The 18,612-nt window shown below is 70.0% G+C and carries 15 protein-coding genes, 1 pseudogene and 1 riboswitch; of the genes and pseudogenes, 1 reads left to right on the forward strand and 15 read right to left on the reverse strand.

Annotated elements, in window-relative coordinates; genetic code table 11:
* Positions 1-20: 20 nt before the first annotated feature.
* The 9 genes from ACLJT4_RS17505 to rpsB form a co-directional block, all read right to left on the reverse strand.
* Positions 21-1,091: an ABC transporter ATP-binding protein gene (locus tag ACLJT4_RS17505; RefSeq protein ID WP_411123243.1), complete on the reverse strand. Its 1,071-nt coding sequence runs from the start codon at positions 1,089-1,091 to the stop codon at positions 21-23.
* Positions 1,092-2,756, reverse strand: a complete 1,665-nt coding sequence (locus ACLJT4_RS17510; RefSeq protein WP_411123414.1) for an ABC transporter permease — start codon at positions 2,754-2,756, stop codon at positions 1,092-1,094.
* Between the two features lie 38 nt (positions 2,757-2,794).
* A complete protein-coding gene (locus tag ACLJT4_RS17515; RefSeq protein ID WP_233658514.1) occupies positions 2,795-3,871 on the reverse strand; it encodes a thiamine ABC transporter substrate binding subunit in 1,077 nt (358 codons plus the stop codon).
* A 103-nt stretch (positions 3,872-3,974) separates the two neighbouring features.
* Positions 3,975-4,094, reverse strand: a riboswitch (TPP riboswitch).
* Between the two features lie 34 nt (positions 4,095-4,128).
* Positions 4,129-5,241 (reverse strand): 23S rRNA (adenine(2503)-C(2))-methyltransferase RlmN, encoded by a 1,113-nt coding sequence (gene rlmN / locus ACLJT4_RS17520; RefSeq protein WP_016572238.1) that lies wholly within the window; start codon positions 5,239-5,241, stop codon positions 4,129-4,131.
* 167 nt (positions 5,242-5,408) lie between these two features.
* On the reverse strand, positions 5,409-6,551 hold the full coding sequence (locus ACLJT4_RS17525) for a phosphatidate cytidylyltransferase (RefSeq protein WP_411123244.1): 1,143 nt from the start codon (positions 6,549-6,551) through the stop codon (positions 5,409-5,411).
* Positions 6,551-7,108, reverse strand: a complete 558-nt coding sequence (frr, locus tag ACLJT4_RS17530) for a ribosome recycling factor (RefSeq protein WP_016572240.1) — start codon at positions 7,106-7,108, stop codon at positions 6,551-6,553. The genes ACLJT4_RS17525 and frr overlap by 1 nt, the downstream gene beginning before the upstream one ends.
* 175 nt (positions 7,109-7,283) lie before the next feature.
* Positions 7,284-8,054, reverse strand: coding sequence for a UMP kinase (gene pyrH, locus ACLJT4_RS17535; protein ID WP_411123245.1), 771 nt, complete (start codon positions 8,052-8,054; stop codon positions 7,284-7,286).
* Between the two features lie 161 nt (positions 8,055-8,215).
* Entirely contained in the window at positions 8,216-9,052 is an 837-nt protein-coding gene (gene tsf, locus ACLJT4_RS17540) for a translation elongation factor Ts (RefSeq protein WP_411123246.1), read from the reverse strand.
* A 109-nt stretch (positions 9,053-9,161) separates the two neighbouring features.
* Entirely contained in the window at positions 9,162-10,052 is an 891-nt protein-coding gene (rpsB, locus tag ACLJT4_RS17545; protein WP_411123247.1) for a 30S ribosomal protein S2, read from the reverse strand.
* A gap of 339 nt (positions 10,053-10,391) precedes the next feature.
* On the opposite strand from rpsB, the gene ACLJT4_RS17550 reads away from it, so the two are divergent.
* Entirely contained in the window at positions 10,392-11,552 is a 1,161-nt protein-coding gene (locus ACLJT4_RS17550; RefSeq protein ID WP_411123248.1) for a M23 family metallopeptidase, read from the forward strand.
* Positions 11,553-11,954: 402 nt separating this feature from the next.
* Here ACLJT4_RS17550 and ACLJT4_RS17555 read toward each other — a convergent pair whose 3' ends face one another.
* From ACLJT4_RS17555 to ACLJT4_RS17580, 6 genes and pseudogenes are all read right to left on the reverse strand, one after another.
* Positions 11,955-12,494: a TetR/AcrR family transcriptional regulator gene (locus ACLJT4_RS17555; protein WP_016572628.1), complete on the reverse strand. Its 540-nt coding sequence runs from the start codon at positions 12,492-12,494 to the stop codon at positions 11,955-11,957.
* Between the two features lie 419 nt (positions 12,495-12,913).
* Entirely contained in the window at positions 12,914-13,750 is an 837-nt protein-coding gene (whiG, locus tag ACLJT4_RS17560) for an RNA polymerase sigma factor WhiG (protein ID WP_275462750.1), read from the reverse strand.
* A gap of 374 nt (positions 13,751-14,124) precedes the next feature.
* Complete coding sequence (dprA, locus tag ACLJT4_RS17565) at positions 14,125-15,366, reverse strand: DNA-processing protein DprA (RefSeq protein ID WP_411123415.1); 1,242 nt, start codon at positions 15,364-15,366, stop codon at positions 14,125-14,127.
* Positions 15,367-15,875: 509 nt separating this feature from the next.
* A pseudogene (locus ACLJT4_RS17570) lies at positions 15,876-17,468 on the reverse strand (YifB family Mg chelatase-like AAA ATPase); the annotation flags it as partial.
* Positions 17,468-17,809 carry a YraN family protein gene (locus tag ACLJT4_RS17575; protein ID WP_038526506.1) on the reverse strand — a complete coding sequence of 114 codons (342 nt, stop codon included), beginning with the start codon at positions 17,807-17,809 and terminating at the stop codon, positions 17,468-17,470. The gene ACLJT4_RS17575 and the pseudogene ACLJT4_RS17570, both read right to left, overlap by 1 nt.
* A 466-nt stretch (positions 17,810-18,275) precedes the next feature.
* A complete protein-coding gene (locus ACLJT4_RS17580) occupies positions 18,276-18,584 on the reverse strand; it encodes a DUF2469 domain-containing protein (protein WP_003980220.1) in 309 nt (102 codons plus the stop codon).
* Positions 18,585-18,612: the final 28 nt, after the last annotated feature.

The raw sequence follows: 18,612 nt of genomic DNA on the forward strand, positions 1-18,612 counted from the left end.
AGCACCGGCAGGCGACACGCTCACTCCTCCGTGTCGTCCAACACCACCACGTCTTCGACGGCGAAGGAGATGCCGACCCGGTCTCCGGACTCCGGCGCTTCGTGGAGTGGGCACGCCGCCTCCACCTGCGGTCCGCTCGGCGGTTGGAGCAACAGCGCGACGTGCGTGCCGCGGAAGGTCCGGGCCACGACCGTGCACGGCAGGCCGTCCGCCGCGGACGTCAGCCGGACGCCGGCCGGACGCACGAGCAGGCGGCAGGCACCATCCGCAGTGCCGTCCGGTACGGGCACCTTGCCCCAAGGGGTAGCGGCGGATTCGCCCTGCACGGTCGCCTCCACCACGTTGTCGAAGCCGAGGAAACGGGCGACGAAAGCGGAAGCGGGGCGCTGCCAGACCTCCAGCGGGGTGCCGCTCTGAGCGATCCGGCCGTCCCGCATCACCACGACGCGGTCGGCGAGGGCGAACGCCTCCCCTTGGTCGTGGGTGACGGCGAGCACCGTCGTGCCCAACTCGCGAAAGAGCCGGCGCAGTTCGACGACGAGGCGCTCGCGCAGCCCCCGGTCCAGTTGCCCGAGGGGTTCGTCCAGCATCAACAGCCGCGGGCTCGGGGCGAGGGCCCGAGCGAGGGCGACGCGCTGTTGCTCGCCACCGGACAGCGACGCCACGGCCCGGCGCTCGGCGCCCGGGAGCCCGACGAGATCCAGCAGTTCGGCGACCGTGCGTTGCTGCTCGGCGCGGGAGGAGCCCCGCATCCGCACTCCGAAGGCCACGTTCCCCGCGACATCGCGCTGCGGGAACAACTGGTGGTCCTGGAACATCAACCCGACGCCGCGCCGGTGCGTGGGCACCCCCACCTGGTCGCGCCCTTCGAGCAGCACGGCCCCCGCGTCGGTGTGCTGCAGCCCGGCGACGACCCGCAGCAGGGTGGACTTGCCACTACCGCTGGGGCCGAGGACGCAGACGATTTCGTGTGCGGCGACGTCCAGGTCCACCCCGTCGAGTGCGGGATGCGCGCCGGGCGTGCCGAACCTGACCGTGACGCCGTCCAGGCGCAGCATTTCCGATGCCGCGGTCCGGGCCTGTGCCGTCATCTAGAACTCCCCGGAGTGGTCGGTGCGGATGCGCTCCAGGGCCAGCAGGGCGCCCGCGCACACCACCATCAATATGGTCGACAGGGCCATCGCCTGGCCGTAGTTGAACTCGCCGGCGCGGCCCAGCAGTCGGGTGACGGCCACCGGCAGCGTCGGCTGGTCCGGTCGGGCGATGAAGACGGTCGCGCCGAACTCACCGAGCGACACCGCGAAGGCGAAGCCCGCCGCGACGAGCAGCGCCCGCCGCACCATCGGCAGGTCCACCTCGCGCCAGACCTGCCAAGGCGAGGCGCCGAGGACCGCCGCCGCTTCCCGCAGCCGCCCGTCCACCGCCCGCAGGACGGGCAGCATCGTGCGGACCACGAACGGCACACCCACCAGGGCCTGGGCGAGCGGGACCAGCCACCACGAGGCCCGCAGGTCCAGCGGCGGCTTGTCGAGGGTGATCAGGAATCCGAAGCCGACGGTCACGGCAGAGACTCCGAGGGGCAACATCAGCAGTCCGTCGAAGCCGCGCAGGAGCCGGGTGATCATCGGTGTCCGCCCGGACGGGCCGGCTGCCGGCCGGGAGCGGGTGAGTGCGGCCGCGGCCAGTCCTCCGACCAGGAGGGCGATCGCGGTGGCTGCCGCCCCGTAGGCGAGGGAGTTCCAGAGGGCGTCGAGGGGGGCCACGGCGAAGGTGCTGTCGGCGGACGCCGCATCGTGCAGCGTCTTGTAGAAGACCAACCCGTAGCCGTCCGGGCCGGCGAAGGACCGCTCGACGAGTACGGCGAGCGGCAGGACGAGCAGCACCGCGATGACGGTGAGGGTGCCCCACAGCAGCGCCCACTGGCCTGCGCCGTGCGGACGACGGGCGGTCCGGGAGGCGTCGACGAGCCGCAGGGTGGATTCGCGGCGCCGCACGGTCCAGGCATGCAGCGCCAACAGTCCCAGTACGGCCGCGAACTGGATCAGGGTGAGCACGGCGGCGGTCGGCAGGTCCAGGAAGTCGGCGGTCTGCCGGTAGATCTCCACCTCCAACGTGGAGAAGGTGGGTCCGCCGAGGATCTGCACCACTCCGAAGGAGGTGAAGGTGAAGAGGAACACCATCAGCGCCGCGGCGGCCACCGCCGGCCCGAGCGCGGGCAGCGTCACCTTCCGCCACGCCGCGAACCTTCCGACGCCCAGGACCCGGGCCGCCTCCTCCTGACGCGGGTCGAGCTGGGACCAGAGCCCGCCGACGGTGCGGACGACGACGGCGTAGTTGAAGAAGACGTGCGCCAGCAGGATCGCCCACACCGAGGTGTCCAGCCGGACGCCCCACAGGTCGTCCAGCAGCCCGCCCCGGCCGACCAGCGCCAGGAAGGCGGAGCCGACGACGACGGTGGGCAGCACGAACGGCACCGCCACCACCGCCCGCAGCAGTTGTTTGCCGGGGAAGTCGAAGCGGGCGAAGACGTAGGCGCCGGGCAGCGCGATCAGCAGCGTCAAGGCGGTCGAGGCAGCGGCCTGCCACACCGTGAACCACAGCACGTGGAGGACGTCCGGATCACCGAGCACGGCGCCGAAGCGGCCGAGTTGCCACTGCCCGCCGTCCTTCAGCCCCCGGCCGACGATCACGGCGACCGGGTAGGCGAAGAACACCGCGAAGAAGACGAACGGCACGACCATCAGGCCGAGCCGCACCGCCGTGGTCCGCGCGGTCCCCCGTTGCCGGGTGCGGGCTACTTCAGAACGAGCGAGGACCACTGCTTGACCCACTGGTCACGGTTCTTGGCGATCGTCTCGGGTGCGAGGGTCGCCGGCTTGTCGATCGTGGCGCCGTAGCGGGTGAACAGCTCCGGCTCCTTGGCGTCCTTGCGTGCCGGGTTGACGAACATCTGCAGCGGCATGTCCTCCTGGAACGTCTTCGACAGGAGGAAGTCGAGCAGCGCCTTGCCGCCCTTCTCGTTCTTGGCGCCCTTGAGCAGACCACCGAATTCGATCTGCTGGAAGCAGGTGCCGGTCGCGACGCCGGTCGGGGCCTCCTTCGGGGCGGGGTTCTTGCCCATCACTTCGGCGGGCGGGCTGGAGGCGTAGGAGACCACCAGCGGCTTGTCCCCCTTGCCCTTGCCGGCCGCGGAGCCCGAGAAGCGCTCGTTGTACGCCTGCTCCCAGCTGTCGACGACCTCGACGCCGTTGGCCTTGAGCTTCTTCCAGTAGTCCGTCCAGCCGGCTTCGCCGTGGGCGGCGATCGTGCCGAGCTGGAAGGCGAGTCCCGGGGAGGAGGTGGCGGAGTTCTCCGTGACGAGCAGGCCCTTGTACTGCGGCTTGAGCAGGTCGTCGAAGGTCTGCGGCGGCGCCAGCTTGTGCTGGGTGAAGTAGGCGCGGTCGTAGTTGACGCAGATGTCGCCGTAGTCGAGGGGCGTGACCCGGTGGCCGTCCTTGTCGAGCTGCAGATCAGCCGGGACGCTGTCCAGGCCCTTGGCCTTGTAGGGGGTGAAGAGCCCGGCGTTCAGCCCGCGCGAGAGCAGGGTGTTGTCGATGCCGAAGAAGACGTCGCCCTGCGGGTTGTCCTTGGAGAGGATCGCCTTGTTGACGGCTTCGCCGGCGTCCCCGCCCCTGAGCACCTTGACCTTGTAGCCGCTCTCCTTCTCGAAGGCGGCCAGGACGGACTTGGAGGCGTTGAACGAGTCGTGGCTGACGAGCGTGACGGTCTTGGCGTCGGCGCTGCTGTCGCCGGCGCTGCCGCATCCGGCGAGTGCCGTCATGCCGGCCGCGGCGGCGAGCGCTGCCGCGGTGATCCTTCTGGTGGTGCTCACTGATTTCCTCCTGGCTGGCCAGGAAGAGACGCGGCCCCGCCCGGTGCCCGCTGCGTTCTTTGTCGGAGACGTTCGGCAGCGGGCGGTGGGCAGGGCGCAACAGCATGAGTGACGACCGAACTTCCTACCCGGAATGACCCGGGCGAGGTTCAAGGGTCTGCGGCGTCGTCGGGCTACGACGTGTCCGCACTCTCAGCGCTGTGGCGCTCCCCTGTCGGAATGTGCATTTGTTCGACGACACCGTACCAGCGGGTGGCTCAGCGCTCCGAGGCTGCAAGCTGTCCGCAGGCGCCGTCGATCTCCTGGCCCCGGGTGTCCCGCACGGTCACGGGCACGCCGTGCGCCTCGATGGCCCGCACGAACGCCAGCTCGTCCTCGGGCCGCGAGGCGGTCCACTTCGAGCCGGGGGTCGGGTTGAGCGGGATGAGGTTGACGTGGACGCGCTTGCCCTTGAGCAGCCGTCCCAGCAGGTCACCGCGCCACGCCTGGTCGTTGATGTCGCGGATCAGGGCGTACTCGATCGAGACCCGGCGGCCGGACTTCTCGGCGTACTCCCACGCCGCGTCCAGCACCTCGCGGACCTTCCAGCGGGTGTTGACGGGCACGAGGGTGTCCCGCAGCTCGTCGTCGGGCGCGTGCAGCGACAGCGCGAGCCGGCACTTGAAGCCCTCGTCGGCGAACCGCAGCATCGCCGGGACCAGCCCGACGGTGGAGACGGTGATGCCGCGCTGGGAGAGGCCCAGCCCGTCCGGCTCGGGGTCGGTCAGCCGCCGGATGGCGCCGACCACCCGCTTGTAGTTGGCGAGCGGCTCACCCATGCCCATGAAGACGATGTTGGACAGCCGTGCCGGTCCGCCGGGCACCTCGCCGTCGCGCAGCGCCCGCATCCCGTCGACGATCTGGTGCACGATCTCGGCGGTGGAGAGGTTGCGGTCCAGGCCGGCCTGGCCGGTGGCGCAGAACGGGCAGTTCATGCCGCAGCCGGCCTGCGAGGAGATGCACATGGTGACCCGGTCCGGATAGCGCATCAGGACGGACTCGACGAGGGTGCCGTCGTGCAGGCGCCACAGCGTCTTGCGGGTGGTGTCGTCGTCGCACGAGATGTGCCGCACCACGGACATCAGGTCCGGCAGCAGTTCGGCGGCGAGCTTCTCGCGCGCCGCCGCGGGGATGTCGGTCCACTGGGCGGGGTCGTGCGCGTAGCGGGCGAAGTAGTGCTGCGACAGCTGCTTGGCGCGGAACGGCTTCTCGCCGATCGCCGCCACCGCCTCGCGGCGCTCGGCCGGGCTGAGGTCGGCGAGGTGCCGCGGTGGCTTCTTGGCGCCGCGGGGGGCGACGAACGTCAGTTCTCCCGGGGCCGGGCGTGCCATGGGCGGAAACTCCTCTGTGCGACGAGGTCGGGCGGCTTCTGCCGACGCATGACCGGGGTCCGGACGGGCCGGAACCGGGAGACCTCACGGATCGTCCCCGCGGTCGCGGGGACGGAAAGGGCGCGCCACGAACGAGCGACGCGCCCTTCAAGGGTAACCGGCGACGCTCAGCCCGATCCCACGAAGATCACGAACAGCAGCCAGACGACGGGAGCGGTCGGCAGCAGCGAGTCCAACCGGTCCATGATCCCGCCGTGACCGGGCAGCAGGGTGCCCATGTCCTTGATGCCCAGATCCCGCTTGATCATGGATTCGCCGAGGTCACCGAGGGTGGCGCTGACCGCGACCGCGAGGCCGAGCAGCAGTCCCTGCCACCAGATGCCGCCCTTGATCAGGAACTGCATGCACAGCGCGCCCGCCACCATCGCGAAGAGCACCGCTCCGACGAGTCCCTCGCGGGTCTTGCCGGGACTGATCCGCGGCGCGAGCTTCTTCCTGCCGAAGCGCCAGCCGACCGCGTAGGCGCCGGTGTCGCTGACGACCGTCAGCAGCAGGAAGGTCAGCACCCGCTGCGGCCCGTCGTCCTCGGCCGCCAGCATCAGCGCCACGAAGGTCGCCAGGAAGGGGACGTAGAAGGCCGCGAAGATGGCGGCCGTGACGTCCCGGAGGTAGTTCTGGGGCGCCTCGGTCATCCGCCAGACGAGGACGGCGAGCGCGGTGAGCGCCATCGCCACCCAGGCGCCTTCGGCACCGCGCACGTACCCGGCGACGACCATCGCGGTGCCGCCGAGCGCGAGCGGGACCAGCGGCACCCGGATGTCCTTGCGCTCGGCCAGCCGCGAGGTCAGTTCCCACAGGCCCACGACGACGGCGATCGCTATGACACCGATGAACACCGGCTTGTAGACGAAGAGCGAGGCGAGGATGACCACGCCGAGCCCGACGCCGACCCCTATGGCGGCGCGCAGGTTGCGCCCCGCGCTCTTCTTCTGCGGTTTCACTGGGTCACTGTCGGACCCGGGGAGCGAGGTGGGCATGGGCTCCTGCGGCCTGTCGTCGCGGAACAGGGGGCCGCTCAGGCGAGCAGCCCCCCGGTCGTCCGAGATATCCCGGATGTCCCGATGGTCGTCCTGGTGTCCGCCCGGCTCGGGCACGAGGGGCATGGGCCGAGTCTGCGCCGCGCCGCCTCCGTCGTGCACGGGACCCGCCGGGACGGGAGGCGCCGCTCCGCGCAGCGAGGCGGCCGGTCCGTGATCGGGCGGTCCCCACTGGCCGGAGCCGGGCGGGGTCCCCCAGGATGACTCGTTCATCAGACCTCTAGGAGCTCGGATTCCTTGTGCTTGAGGAGCTCGTCCACCTGCGCGACGTACTTCGCGGTGACGTCGTCGAGTTCCTTCTCGGCGCGGCGCACCTCGTCCTCGCCGGACTCCTTGTCCTTGACCAGCTTGTCGAGCGACTCCTTGGCCTTGCGACGCACGCTGCGGATCGAGATCTTCGAGTCCTCGGCCTTGTTCTTGGCGACCTTGATGAACTCGCGGCGGCGCTCCTCGGTCAGCTCCGGGAACGTCACACGGATGATGTTGCCGTCGTTGCTCGGGTTGACGCCGAGGTCCGAGTCACGGATCGCCTGCTCGATGTTGCGCAGCGCGCTCTTGTCGAACGGGGTCACCACGGCCATCCGCGGTTCCGGAACCGAGAACGACGCCAGCTGGTTGATGGGCGTCATGGCACCGTAGTAGTCCGCCACGATCTTGTTGAACATCGCCGGGTGCGCACGCCCGGTGCGGATCGCGGCGAAGTCCTCCTTGGCGACCACGACGGCCTTCTCCATCTTCTCCTCGGCTTCGAGGAGGATCTCTTCGATCACCACTTGCTCCTGGTCTTATCGGTAAGAAGCAGAGCCTCGCCCCTGCCGCGCGTCTTCTCCTGCACGGTGTCCGACCGGCAGGCGGTTGTCCATCCCCGTACCGAGGTCTTCCCACGACCGGGGGTTGCCGCCCGTACGGGCCGACGCCCCTACGGAATCACGGCAGTTGAGGCCGTCAGGCCCGGGTGTTCTGATCGCTGACGAGCGTGCCGATCTTCTCACCCTTCACCGCACGCGCGATGTTCCCCTCGGCGAGCAGTTCGAACACGAGGATCGGGAGCTTGTTGTCCCGGCACAGCGTGACGGCGGTGGCGTCGGCGACCTTCAGATCGCGGGTGATGACCTCGCCGTATTCGAGGGCGTCGAACTTGACCGCGTCCGGGTTCTTCTTGGGGTCGGAGTCGTAGACCCCGTCCACGCCGTTCTTCCCCATCAGCATGGCCTCGGCGTCGATCTCCAGGGCGCGCTGGGCGGCGGTGGTGTCGGTGGAGAAGTACGGCATGCCCATGCCGGCGCCGAAGATGACGACCCGGCCCTTCTCCAGGTGGCGCACCGCGCGCAGCGGGATGTACGGCTCCGCGACCTGGCCCATGGTGATCGCCGTCTGGACGCGGGAGTCGATGCCCTCCTTCTCCAGGAAGTCCTGGAGGGCCAGGCAGTTCATGACCGTGCCGAGCATGCCCATGTAGTCGGAGCGCGCCCGGTCCATGCCGCGCTGCTGCAGTTCGGCGCCGCGGAAGAAGTTGCCGCCGCCGATCACGATGGCGATCTCGTAGCCGTCACGCACCACCGCGGCGATCTCGCGGGCGATGGCGTGCACGACATCGGGGTCGACACCCAGTCCGCCGCCACCGGCGAAGGCCTCGCCCGACAGCTTCAGAAGGAAGCGGCGCCTGCCACCGTTCCCGGCTTTGTGTGTGTCCGCGCCGTCGGCACCGTGATTCATTGAGCTCTCCTCGTGCACATACGAAGAAGGCCATTGCCGTGGGTCTGGGTCAGATCCCTGTCCGGCAATGGCCTCCTCGTCACATCTGCGGCCGACCGATGAGCGGCCGACTGCGTACGACCCTAGCGGGGCCGCAAGTCATTCGCTGCCTCGCGGCAGGCTCAGATGCCGACCTTGATGCGCGAGAAGCGCTTCAGGGTGACACCGGCCTCCTGGAGGACCTTCTCGACGGACTTCTTGTTGTCGAGCGCGTAGGGCTGACCGAGCAGCGTCGCGTCCTTGAAGAAGCCGTTGAGGCGACCCTCGACGATCTTCGGCAGCGCGGCCTCGGGCTTGCCCTCGGCGCGGGTGGTCTCCTCGGCGACGCGACGCTCGGCCTCGACGACCTCGGCCGGAACGTCGTCCTTGGCCAGGTACTTCGGGGCGAAGGCGGCGATGTGCTGCGCGATGCCCTTGGCGACCTCGGCGTTCTCCTTGTCGAGCTCGACGAGGACACCGATCTGCGGCGGCAGGTCAGGCATGGTGCGGTGCATGTACGCCGTGACGTAACCGTCGGAGAACTGCGCGAAGCGGTCCAGGACGATCTTCTCGCCGAGGTTCGCGTTGGCCTCGTCGACGTACGCCTGGACGGTCTTGCCGGCCTCGATCTCGGAGCCGAGCAGGGCCTCGAGGTCAGCCGGGTTGGTCTTGGCGACGTGCGCGGCCAGGGCGTTGGCGACGGCCTGGAACTTCTCGCCCTTGGCGACGAAGTCCGTCTCGCACTTCAGCTCGAGGATCAGGCCGGAGGTGTTGTCGTCAGTGATCAGGGAGACCACGGCGCCGTTCTCGGCGGAGCGGCCCTCGCGCTTGGCGACGCCCTTCTGACCCTTGACGCGCAGGACCTCGACGGCCTTGTCGACGTTGCCCTCGGCCTCTTCCAGGGCCTTCTTGCAGTCCATCATGCCGGCGCCGGTGAGCTCGCGGAGCTTCTTGACGTCAGCGGCGGTGTAGTTCGCCATGGTCTGTGAATCTCTTCTCGGAATCGCGGAAGTCGAAAGATCTACGGGTGGACGGCGGGGGCGGCGCTTGTGGCACCTTCCCCCGCCGTCATCAACCGTTCTTTGGAGGTCAGCCCTGCTCGGCCGGCTTCTCGGCCTCAGCGGCCGGAGCCTCAGCCTCAGCGGCCGGAGCCTCAGCCTCGGCGGCCGGAGCCTCAGCCTTGGCAGCCTCGTCGTCGGACTTCTTGTCGCCCTCGAGCAGGTCGCGCTCCCACTCGGCCAGCGGCTCGCCGGCCTTCTCGCCCGGCTTCTGGTCGCCGGTGGCGGCGCCGGAACGGGCGATCAGGCCCTCGGCGACGGCGTCGGCGATCACGCGGGTGAGCAGGGTGACGGAGCGGATCGCGTCGTCGTTACCCGGGATCTTGTAGTCGACCTCGTCCGGGTCGCAGTTGGTGTCGAGGATCGCGACGACCGGGATGTTGAGCTTGCGCGCCTCGCCGACGGCGATGTGCTCCTTCTTGGTGTCCACGATCCAGACGGCGCTGGGCACCTTCTGCATCTCGCGGATACCACCGAGGGTCTTCTCCAGCTTGGCCTTCTCACGCGAGAGGACCAGGAGCTCCTTCTTGGTGAGGCCGGAGGCGGCCACGTCCTCGAAGTCGATCTGCTCAAGCTCCTTGAGGCGCTGCAGACGCTTGTAGACGGTCGAGAAGTTGGTCAGCATGCCGCCGAGCCAGCGCTGGTTCACGTAGGGCATGCCCACGCGCGTCGCCTGCTCAGCAATGGCCTCCTGGGCCTGCTTCTTCGTACCGACGAACATGACGGAGCCGCCGTGGGCGACGGTCTCCTTGACGAACTCGTAGGCGCGGTCGATGTACGACAGCGACTGGAGCAGGTCGATGATGTAGATGCCGTTGCGCTCGGTGAAGATGAAGCGCTTCATCTTCGGGTTCCAGCGGCGGGTCTGGTGCCCGAAGTGGACGCCGCTCTCCAGCAGCTCCCGCATCGTGACGACGGCCATGGCCGTACTCCTTGTTGTTCTCGGTTCCACCGCGACCGGTCGGCCGCAGTGCCTGACGCCCCGACGCGCCTGCCAGGGGAGGAACCGAGCGGAACCTTCCGAGGACCGAGAGCGCGGCCGATGTGCTGCCCGAAGGGGACTGGTGCACTGGTGGCGGGGCGTGCGAAGTCGACCCGGTGACCCGGATCGCCATCAGAAGTGTACGGGACGGGCGATGCACCGGGCGACACGCACCATTTCGCGCCCCGACAGGGTGACGCCGTTGTCCACAAGCGGGCCGTCATCCACAGCTTTTCACCAAGATCCCCAAGCCGGTCCGGCATCCGCCATCGTCAACACATGCAACGACACACCGACCGCACCGACCGGCATTCCGACCACTCACTCCGCACCCCGCTTCCGCCCCCACGACAGCCGCTGCCGCACCCCCACGACTCCACCCCCACGTGGGAACGGGGCAAGGGACGGCAACGACGTGCACACCGTGCCGCACAACGCGACCGCCCCCTCGGCCGGCAACGCGGCAGCCCGCACCGCACTCCGACACCTTTGACGCGGTCCCGGCGGCCTTCGACTCGGGCCCGCCGAAGCGGACGGAATCCCCTCCCCGCCCTCGCCGTGTGCGTCCTGCACGCCGTGCCGACAGCGGCAGCATCCAGCACACCAAACGTGGCCGAGGCGGCTTCCCCGCACGTCAACGAGGTACCGGCCACCACCCCGGCAACTCCGACATCAGACCGCTCTTGGCCCGTCACCGGCCCGGCGGGAACGCCACCCGAGTTGCTGCGCGGCTGGGAACCTCCCCCCACCCCCTGGGCAGCCGGGCACCGGGGCGTGGACCTGGCGGCGAGCGCAGGCATCGACGTCAAAGCCGCCACGCCCGGCCGGATCACCTTCGCCGGCACCGTCGCCGGCCGCGGCGTCCTCACCATCGAAGTGTCCGACTCGGGCCGTCCCCCTCTGCGCACCACCTACGAGCCGATCCGCGCCACCGCCCACAAAGGCCAGCACGTCACCGCCGGCCAACCCGTCGGCCTGCTGGAGAACGGCCATCACCACTGCCGTCAACCCTGCCTCCACTGGGGCCTACGACGCGGCACGACCTACCTGAACCCCCTCTCGCTACTACCGCCAACCGCCCTCCGCAAAGGCCCCTCCCGGCTCCTGCCGGTCTTCGAAGTCCCCGAACCATCAGTCCCGGACTCCGGACTCACCCATCCACATTCTGAGCACCCAACCCCCACGGCCCATGCCGCACAGAACTCACCACCAGGCACCACAAGCACCGCCCTACTCGGCGCGATCACACTCACCGCCACCACGCTGTGGGCATTGGGCCGCCTCCGTCGTAGACCGAGACGGAGACATGTAGCCAGGAGACATGGCCCTGCCACAGGCACTTCGCACTGGAGGAGGCGGGCAGGCCACACAAGGCACGGCAACACCCGCGAAGCAGAGCAGGCCCAGAGCAGACAGGGGACGCCTACGCGGACGGCTTGAACGAGTACGCACCAATGCGGCGCGGGAAAACACGTACCTGTCGCACGGCGCAACGAACCGACTCCGGTTCGTCGCGGGCTGCGGGCTGCGGGCTGCGGGCTGCGGGCTGCGGGCTGCGGGCTGCGGGCTGCGGGCTGCGGGCTGCGGGCTGCGGGCTGCGGGCTGCGGGCTGCGGGCTGCGGGCTGCGGGCTGCGGGCTGCGGAGCGAACGAGCGTTACGAATGGGGAGGGGCGGGGGGAGGGGGTGGGGCCCCAGGGAAAGGAACAGGGCGATCAAGCAACCCCGCCCGACGCCCCCATCAGCAACCACACCGTAGGCCCGCACCAATCACAATCGCCCCAACAGCCCCACACAGAGCTAGCCGAACCGCAGTCGAACCGCAGCGGCCGGCCGGCCCGGTCTCAGCCGCGGACCCCGTTGAGGGCCATCGCGACCGCCGCCTCGACGATCTCTTCCGGGTCTTCGGCAGCACCGAGTTCGATACGGCGAACTGCGGCGTCCACCACGCCCTGGAGCAGCATCGCGGCGAGTCGGGGCTGGGCGTGGCCGAGGGCCGCCAGTGCTTCGACGATCATGGCGATCAGTCCGCCGTGCGCCGCGCGGATCTTCTCCCGGGCGCCCGCGTCCAGTTCTCCTGCGGAGATGGCGACGACGGCGCGGTGACGGCGGTCTCCCACCAGTGCCAGTTGTCGGCGCACGTACGCTTCGACTTTTGCCTCGGGCGTCTCGGCGCCCTCCATCGCGGTCTCGACTTCGGCGGCCCATACGGGGAAGTCGACGGCGCACAGTTCTTCGACGACGGCTGCTCGGGAGCGGAAGTACTCGTATACGGAGGAGCGCGCGAGCCCCGTCCGTTCGGCGAGGGCAGGGAAGGTCAGCGCTTCCGTGCCGCCCTCGGACAGCAAGGTGCGGGCGGCGTCCAAGAGGGCGCCGCGCTGCATCGTCCGGTGCTCGGCCACCGAGGCCGCTCGAATCCTGGGCACGCCACCACTCTACGGATGGCGTCCTCGCCGTGGCACGCCGCATCGCAACACGCATCGCCGCCGACGTACTCCTCGGAGTCCTTGCGGCCTGCGGTACTCAAGCCCCGGCATCCGCACGGACGGGACAACCATCGACCGAGCGGGGCAGGGCACGGCAGGGCAGGGCAGGGCAGGCAATCAGGGCCCCTGGTTCTGCCGCCCCGCCCTCGCCTCCTCGGGCCAGGTCCGGCACCACCGCTGGTTCTTCCTAGTCACCGCGCCCGCTCCACCACACCTCGCCGCCGCCCAACCATCCGAGATTCGGGTTTCCCCGTCCCCCTGACTCCTCTTCCCGGCCACCCCACCGGGCGGCTCGGCTCCGCACCGACCTCCGGCTCTCAGCGCCCCACATCCGCCAACTTCGCGCGGAGCTGGAGCACGGACTTGGTGTGGATCTGGCTGACCCTGCTCTCGGTGACGCCCAGGACGTTGCCGATCTCGGCGAGCGTGAGGCCCTCGTAGTAGTAGAGGGTGACCACGGTCTTCTCACGGTCGGGCAGGGTGTTGATGGCGCGCGCCAGTAGCCGTCGCAGTTCGCGGTCCTCGGCGATCTCGACGGGGTTCTCGGCAGCGGTGTCCTCCAACGTGTCCATGAGGCTGAGGCGTTCTCCGCCTTCACCTCCGACGTGGAGGAGTTCTTCCAACGCGACGACGTTCGCCAGGGACAGCTGACTGAAGACGCCGTGGAGTTCCTCCAGCTGGATGCCCATCTCGCCGGCGACCTCCGCCTCGGTGGGCGTGCGGCGCAGTTGCGCTTCGAGGGTGGCGTAGGCGCGCTCCACGGCGCGGGCCTTTTGCCGTACGGATCGGGGGATCCAGTCCAGCGCACGGAGTTCGTCGATCATTGCGCCGCGGATGCGGGTGATCGCGTACGTCTCGAACTTGATGGAGCGTTCTGGTTCGAACTTCTCGATGGCGTCGATCAGTCCGAAGACTCCGGAGGAGACGAAGTCGGCCTGCTCGACGTTGGGCGGCAGTCCGACGCTGACACGGCCGGCCACGTATTTGACCAGCGGTGAGTAGTGCAGGATCAGCTGTTCCCGCAGGCGTCCGTCGCCGGACGCCTTGTAGGAGCGCCACAGCTCGTCGACCGAGGTGGGCGGGGCGGGGCGCACGCTGCCGCGCGCGGCGGGTGGTACTGCCGCGCGGTCAGACCCGGAGGTGTGCTGGGGCATTCGTCGCCTTGAGCCGTTCTGCCGAGACGGGGGTGGATGGGTGAATGAGGCTTGAACTGTCGTGAGCGTAGCGTGACCATAACGTCGCGGTGCGCGAGGAAGGCAGGTTGGGTGTACGCAGATACGTTCCGCTGCCCGCACCCCAGGGTTACTTCGCGCCATGCGGCGACACCCGGAAGGGGCGCCTGAGACGCGCTCGCCGGAAGCGCACCCCGGGAGGGTGGCGCGGACGGACGTGTCGATGCGGCCGGCGGGAGCCCGTGCGTGTAGCGGGTCGTATCGACGACGCCCAACGGACCGGCCGCACGCACCGAAGCACGCCAAATCTGGATTCTGCGGTCATTCCCCTCACCCTTTCACCCGTTCGCGCCAGGTCAAGTACCGCCTCGCCGGGAACCTTCGGTCGAGTTGGCCCGTCGCACCAACTCCCAGCGCTCACCGCACTTTTGAACGAATTCGAGCGATTGGAGCTCGAAGAGCTTGTCGCGCGTGAGGTCGCGGGGTGTGCCGGACTCCCGGGCCAGATGCTCGGCATCCGCGGCACCGCGGGCGGGTAGCGCTTCGAGCACGCGGCGGGCGACCGGATCCAACAGGTCGCGGGCAAGGGTCGGACCTCGCCGCTCTGGGGCCAGGTCTCCGATGTTGCCGACGAGTTCGACCACCTCGTCGGCGTCGGTGACCACCTCCGCTTCACCGCGCAGGAGTTGGTGCACTCCGGCGGACAGCCCGCTGGTGACGGGGCCCGGCATGCCCATCGTGAACCGGCCCAGGGCCAGCGCGCGCCGCGCGGTGACCAGTGACCCGCTGCGGAGTTCGGCCTCCACGACGACCGTGCCGCGCGTGAGGGCGGCAATGACACGGTTGCGCTGGACGAAACGACTGCGGGTGGGATGGTCGCCCGGCGGTAACTCGGCTACCACCAGCCCCTGTTCGGCGATGCGATCGATCAACTCGGTGTGTCCACGCGGATAGGGGTGGTCGACGCCGGAGGCGAGCACGGCGACGGTCGGTCCGTCCGCGGCGAGCGCACCCCGATGGGCAGCGCCGTCGACGCCGTACGCGGCTCCGGAGACGATGGTCCAGCCGCGGTCGGCGAGTCCGGCACCGAGCGTGGTGGCGAGGTGGGCGCCGTAGTCGGTACAGGCGCGTGCGCCGACCACGGCCACTGAGCGCAGCGCCCAGATCCGCAGGTTGGCCCGGCCTCGGACCCACAGACCGATGGGGCGGGCGTCGCCGAGGTCGTCCAGCTGGCCGGGCCATTCGTCGTCGCCCGGGCAGAGGAATCGGCCTCCGAGCGTGGCGACGGCGGCGAGGTCGACTGCGGGGCGGGCTCGCACGGCACGCAGTCGGAGTCCCGCGACCTTGGTCGGGCTCGCGCCGATGGGCGGGGGCACGTCGTCTTGGGACAGCGCGTGCCAGAGCGCTACCGGGCCCATTTCGCGAAGCCAGCGACCGGCGGTCTCGTCGCCGGGTTCGATGATGCGGGTGAGTGCGGCGCGCGCGGCTCGGTGCGGTTCGTAGCTGCGCTGTTCGGCCAGCGCCCGGCGAGTAGCAGGGCGTTTTCGAGCTGCGGCAGGTGGAGGGGTGGGGGCGCTGGCGCCGTTGAGGCCCGCCAAGGCGCGGCGGGTGGTGGGGCACCGCTCCCCGCTTCCAAGGGAAGGCACATCCGCCGGCGTCGTCTCTCCGTCCCCGGTGGCCGATGCCGCGTTCGACCTGGCTTCCGCACGTGAACCCGGCTGCGGTGCTCGTTCCGACCGGTGCGGCCGGGTGGGCCCCGCCTCGTTCGTCACGAAGCCCCATTCGTCGATCGGGTTCATCGTTCGCCTCGGCTCTGTACGGGACGGACGAGCGCGACGCGCGGACGGGAATCCGGTGTCGTGTGGAGCTGTTCACCCCGCACTGGCACGGTCGGCACTGCCGCAGTCGCCCCTGGCGTCAGCGGCCTCTCCTCCCCCGCCGTCGTTTGCTGCTCCCTCCCGGCTTCCGGCTGCCTTTCGTCCCGTGCGCCGGTCCATGGAACAGTTCTCGCCGGCCCGTGCGTCCCAGCTGTCGCGGGCTCACCCGCTCCGGTTGCAGCAGCCGCTCCTTCTGCTGCGCCTGCGACCGCCTCCGCTGCTGTCCTCGCCGCCACCGCACCGCGACGTACCCCCGTGCGGAGTTCCAGAGCCCAGTTGACGTCCTCCTTCGTCGGACGGTCACGGCCGGCAAGGTCTGCGGCGGTCCAGGCGACGCGCAGGACGCGGTCGAGGCCGCGGGCCGTCAGGAGGCCGCATTCCAGGTCGCGTTCGGCCTGGGCGAGTGCACCGGGTTGTACCGGCCAGCGGGTGCGGAGTTCGTGGCCCGGAACCTCGCTGTTGGTCTGCCAGGGAGTGTCGGCGAGTCGTGCCGCCGCGCGCTGCCGGGCGGCTCGGACGCGCTCGGCGACGGTGGCGGTGGACTCGGCGGCGCGGCCGAGCGCGAGGAGTTCACGCCGGGCGACCGGTTCCACGGCGATCCGCAGGTCCACCCGGTCCATCAACGGTCCGGAGAGCCGGGCGCGATAGCGACGGATGGATGAGGGGCGGCATTCGCAGCCGCCCGCGGTCGTGCCGTGCCGGCCGCACGGGCAGGGGTTGGCGGCGAGGGCCAGCAGGAAGCGCGCGGGCATCCGCATCATGCCGCCGGCGCGGGCCACGACGACGTGGCCGGATTCGAGTGGTTGGCGTAGGGCATCCAGGACTCGGGGGCTGCATTCTGCGGCTTCGTCGAGGAAGAGCACGCCGTGGTGGGCCAGCGAGACGGCTCCTGGGCGGGGCAGTCCGGTTCCGCCGCCGACCAGGGACGCCGTGGTCGCGGAGTGGTGCGGGGCGCAGTAGGGCGGGCGGTGGACCAGCGGCTGGCCCGGCGGGAGGGTGCCTGCGACCGAGTGGACGGCGGTCACTTCCAGGGACGCCTTGGGCGTCAGCGGTGGCAGCAGTCCCGGGAGGCGTTCGGCGAGCATGGTCTTGCCGGCTCCCGGTGGGCCCTTGAAGAAGATGTGGTGACGTCCGGCGGCGGCCACTTCCAGAGCGCGCCGGGCGTTGTGCTGGCCCACGACGTCGGCGAGGTCGGGGGTGTGGCCATCGGCCGGCAGTCCTGCCGTGGCGCCCGTACCGGGCATGACGAGGCCGGCCAGCAGCGGGTCGGGGCGGCCCTCGCCGGAGGGGTTCTCCTCTTCGGGGACCGGTTCGTCGGAGAGCACGGCGATGAGTTGTCGCAGGCTGCGGATGCCGAGGACGGAGACGCCGGGGACGAGGGAGGCTTCGGCGACGGTCGGTTCAGGCACGACGACCTGGCGGTATCCGGCGTCGGCGGCGGCGAGGACCGCGGGCAGTACGCCGCGGACGGGGCGGACGCGGCCGTCGAGGCCGAGTTCGCCGATCATCATCAGGTCGGTGAGTTCGCGGGGGTCGAGGCGTTCGGCGGCGCCCAGGACCGCGCAGGCCACGGCGAGGTCGAAGCCGCTGCCGCTCTTGGGGACGGAGGCCGGGCTGAGGCCGACCGTGAGCTTCTTCTGCGGCCACTCGGCGCCCGAGTTCACGAGCGCGGCGCGGACGCGGTCCCGGGACTCGGCCAGGCTCTTGTCGGGGAGTCCGACGAGGGTGAAGGCCGCCACGCCGGGTTCCAGGTCGGCCTGGACCTCGACGACGACGCCTTCGACGCCCACGAGGGCCACGGAGCAGGTGCGGGCGAATCCCATCACGCCACCCCCCGTGCGTGCTCGACCACGGGAGCGCCGCGGGCGGGCAGCAGGATCCCGATGACGTCGATGCGGACACCGCCGGGTGGTGGGCCGCCGTGCCGTTCGAGCCAGCGTTCGGCGAGGAGGCGCAGCCGCGCGGTCTTCTGGGCCCGGACGGCGGCCATGGGGTGTTCGTACCAGCCCGCGCGACGGGTCTTGACCTCGCAGACGACCAGCGCGTCGCCGTCGACGGCGACGATGTCGATCTCTCCGTCGCGGCAGCGCCAGTTGCGGTCGAGGATCCGCATTCCGGCTTCGGTGAGCCGCCGGACGGCCAGATCCTCTCCGTACTTGCCCAGTGCGTTGCGGGACGTGTTCGGTGCGGTAGGTCGTTTCGTTTTCGCTGGCCGCGTCGTCCGCGTTTTCTGCGTTTTCTGCGTTTTGGAGACTTTGCCCGCTCCACGGGCTCCTCGGAGTGCAGGGCCTGCGTCCCGCGGTGTGCGCTTCTCGCTGCGTCCGGTGTCCTCGGCTCGTCGGCCGCTGTGTGTGGCGTTCATCCGGTACCACCTCCGGCACCGACAGTGACGCCTCCGCTCAGATCCATTGGATCTTGGTGGATAACTGCCCGGCTGTGGATAACTCGCTCACCCGCCAGGGCGACGCATCGCAGCGGCCGGGTCGAGTCGACGGCTCCCCAGTCCACACCACGACGCAGGCCCGAAAGCTCAGCCCAGCCCAGCCCGGCCCGGCTAGCTCAAGCTCGACCCGGCGCCGGCCCCGGCCTTGATCCCGGCCCGGGCTCCGGACCCGCCCCGCAGAGGCCCGTCAGCTCCCCGGAAGGTCCAGATCGCTCTTGTTCAGCTCTTCGATGTTCACGTCCTTGAACGTGAGCACCCTCACCTGCTTGACGAAGCGGGCCGGCCGGTACATGTCCCACACCCAGGCGTCAGCCATCGAGACCTCGAAGAACACTTCGCCCTGGACCGAGTGCACCTGCATCTCGTAGTCGTTGGTGAGGTAGAAGCGCCGCTCGGTCTCGATCACGTATTTGAACAGCCCGACGACGTCTCGGTACTCCCGGTAGAGCTTCAGCTCCATCTCGGTCTCGTACTTTTCGAGGTCCTCGGCGCTCATGGCAGATCCCCTTCAGCCGTGCGTCCCC

Origin of the sequence: Streptomyces sp. x-19, from assembly GCF_046549115.1 — a bacterium.
Taxonomy (GTDB): domain Bacteria; phylum Actinomycetota; class Actinomycetes; order Streptomycetales; family Streptomycetaceae; genus Streptomyces; species Streptomyces albulus_C.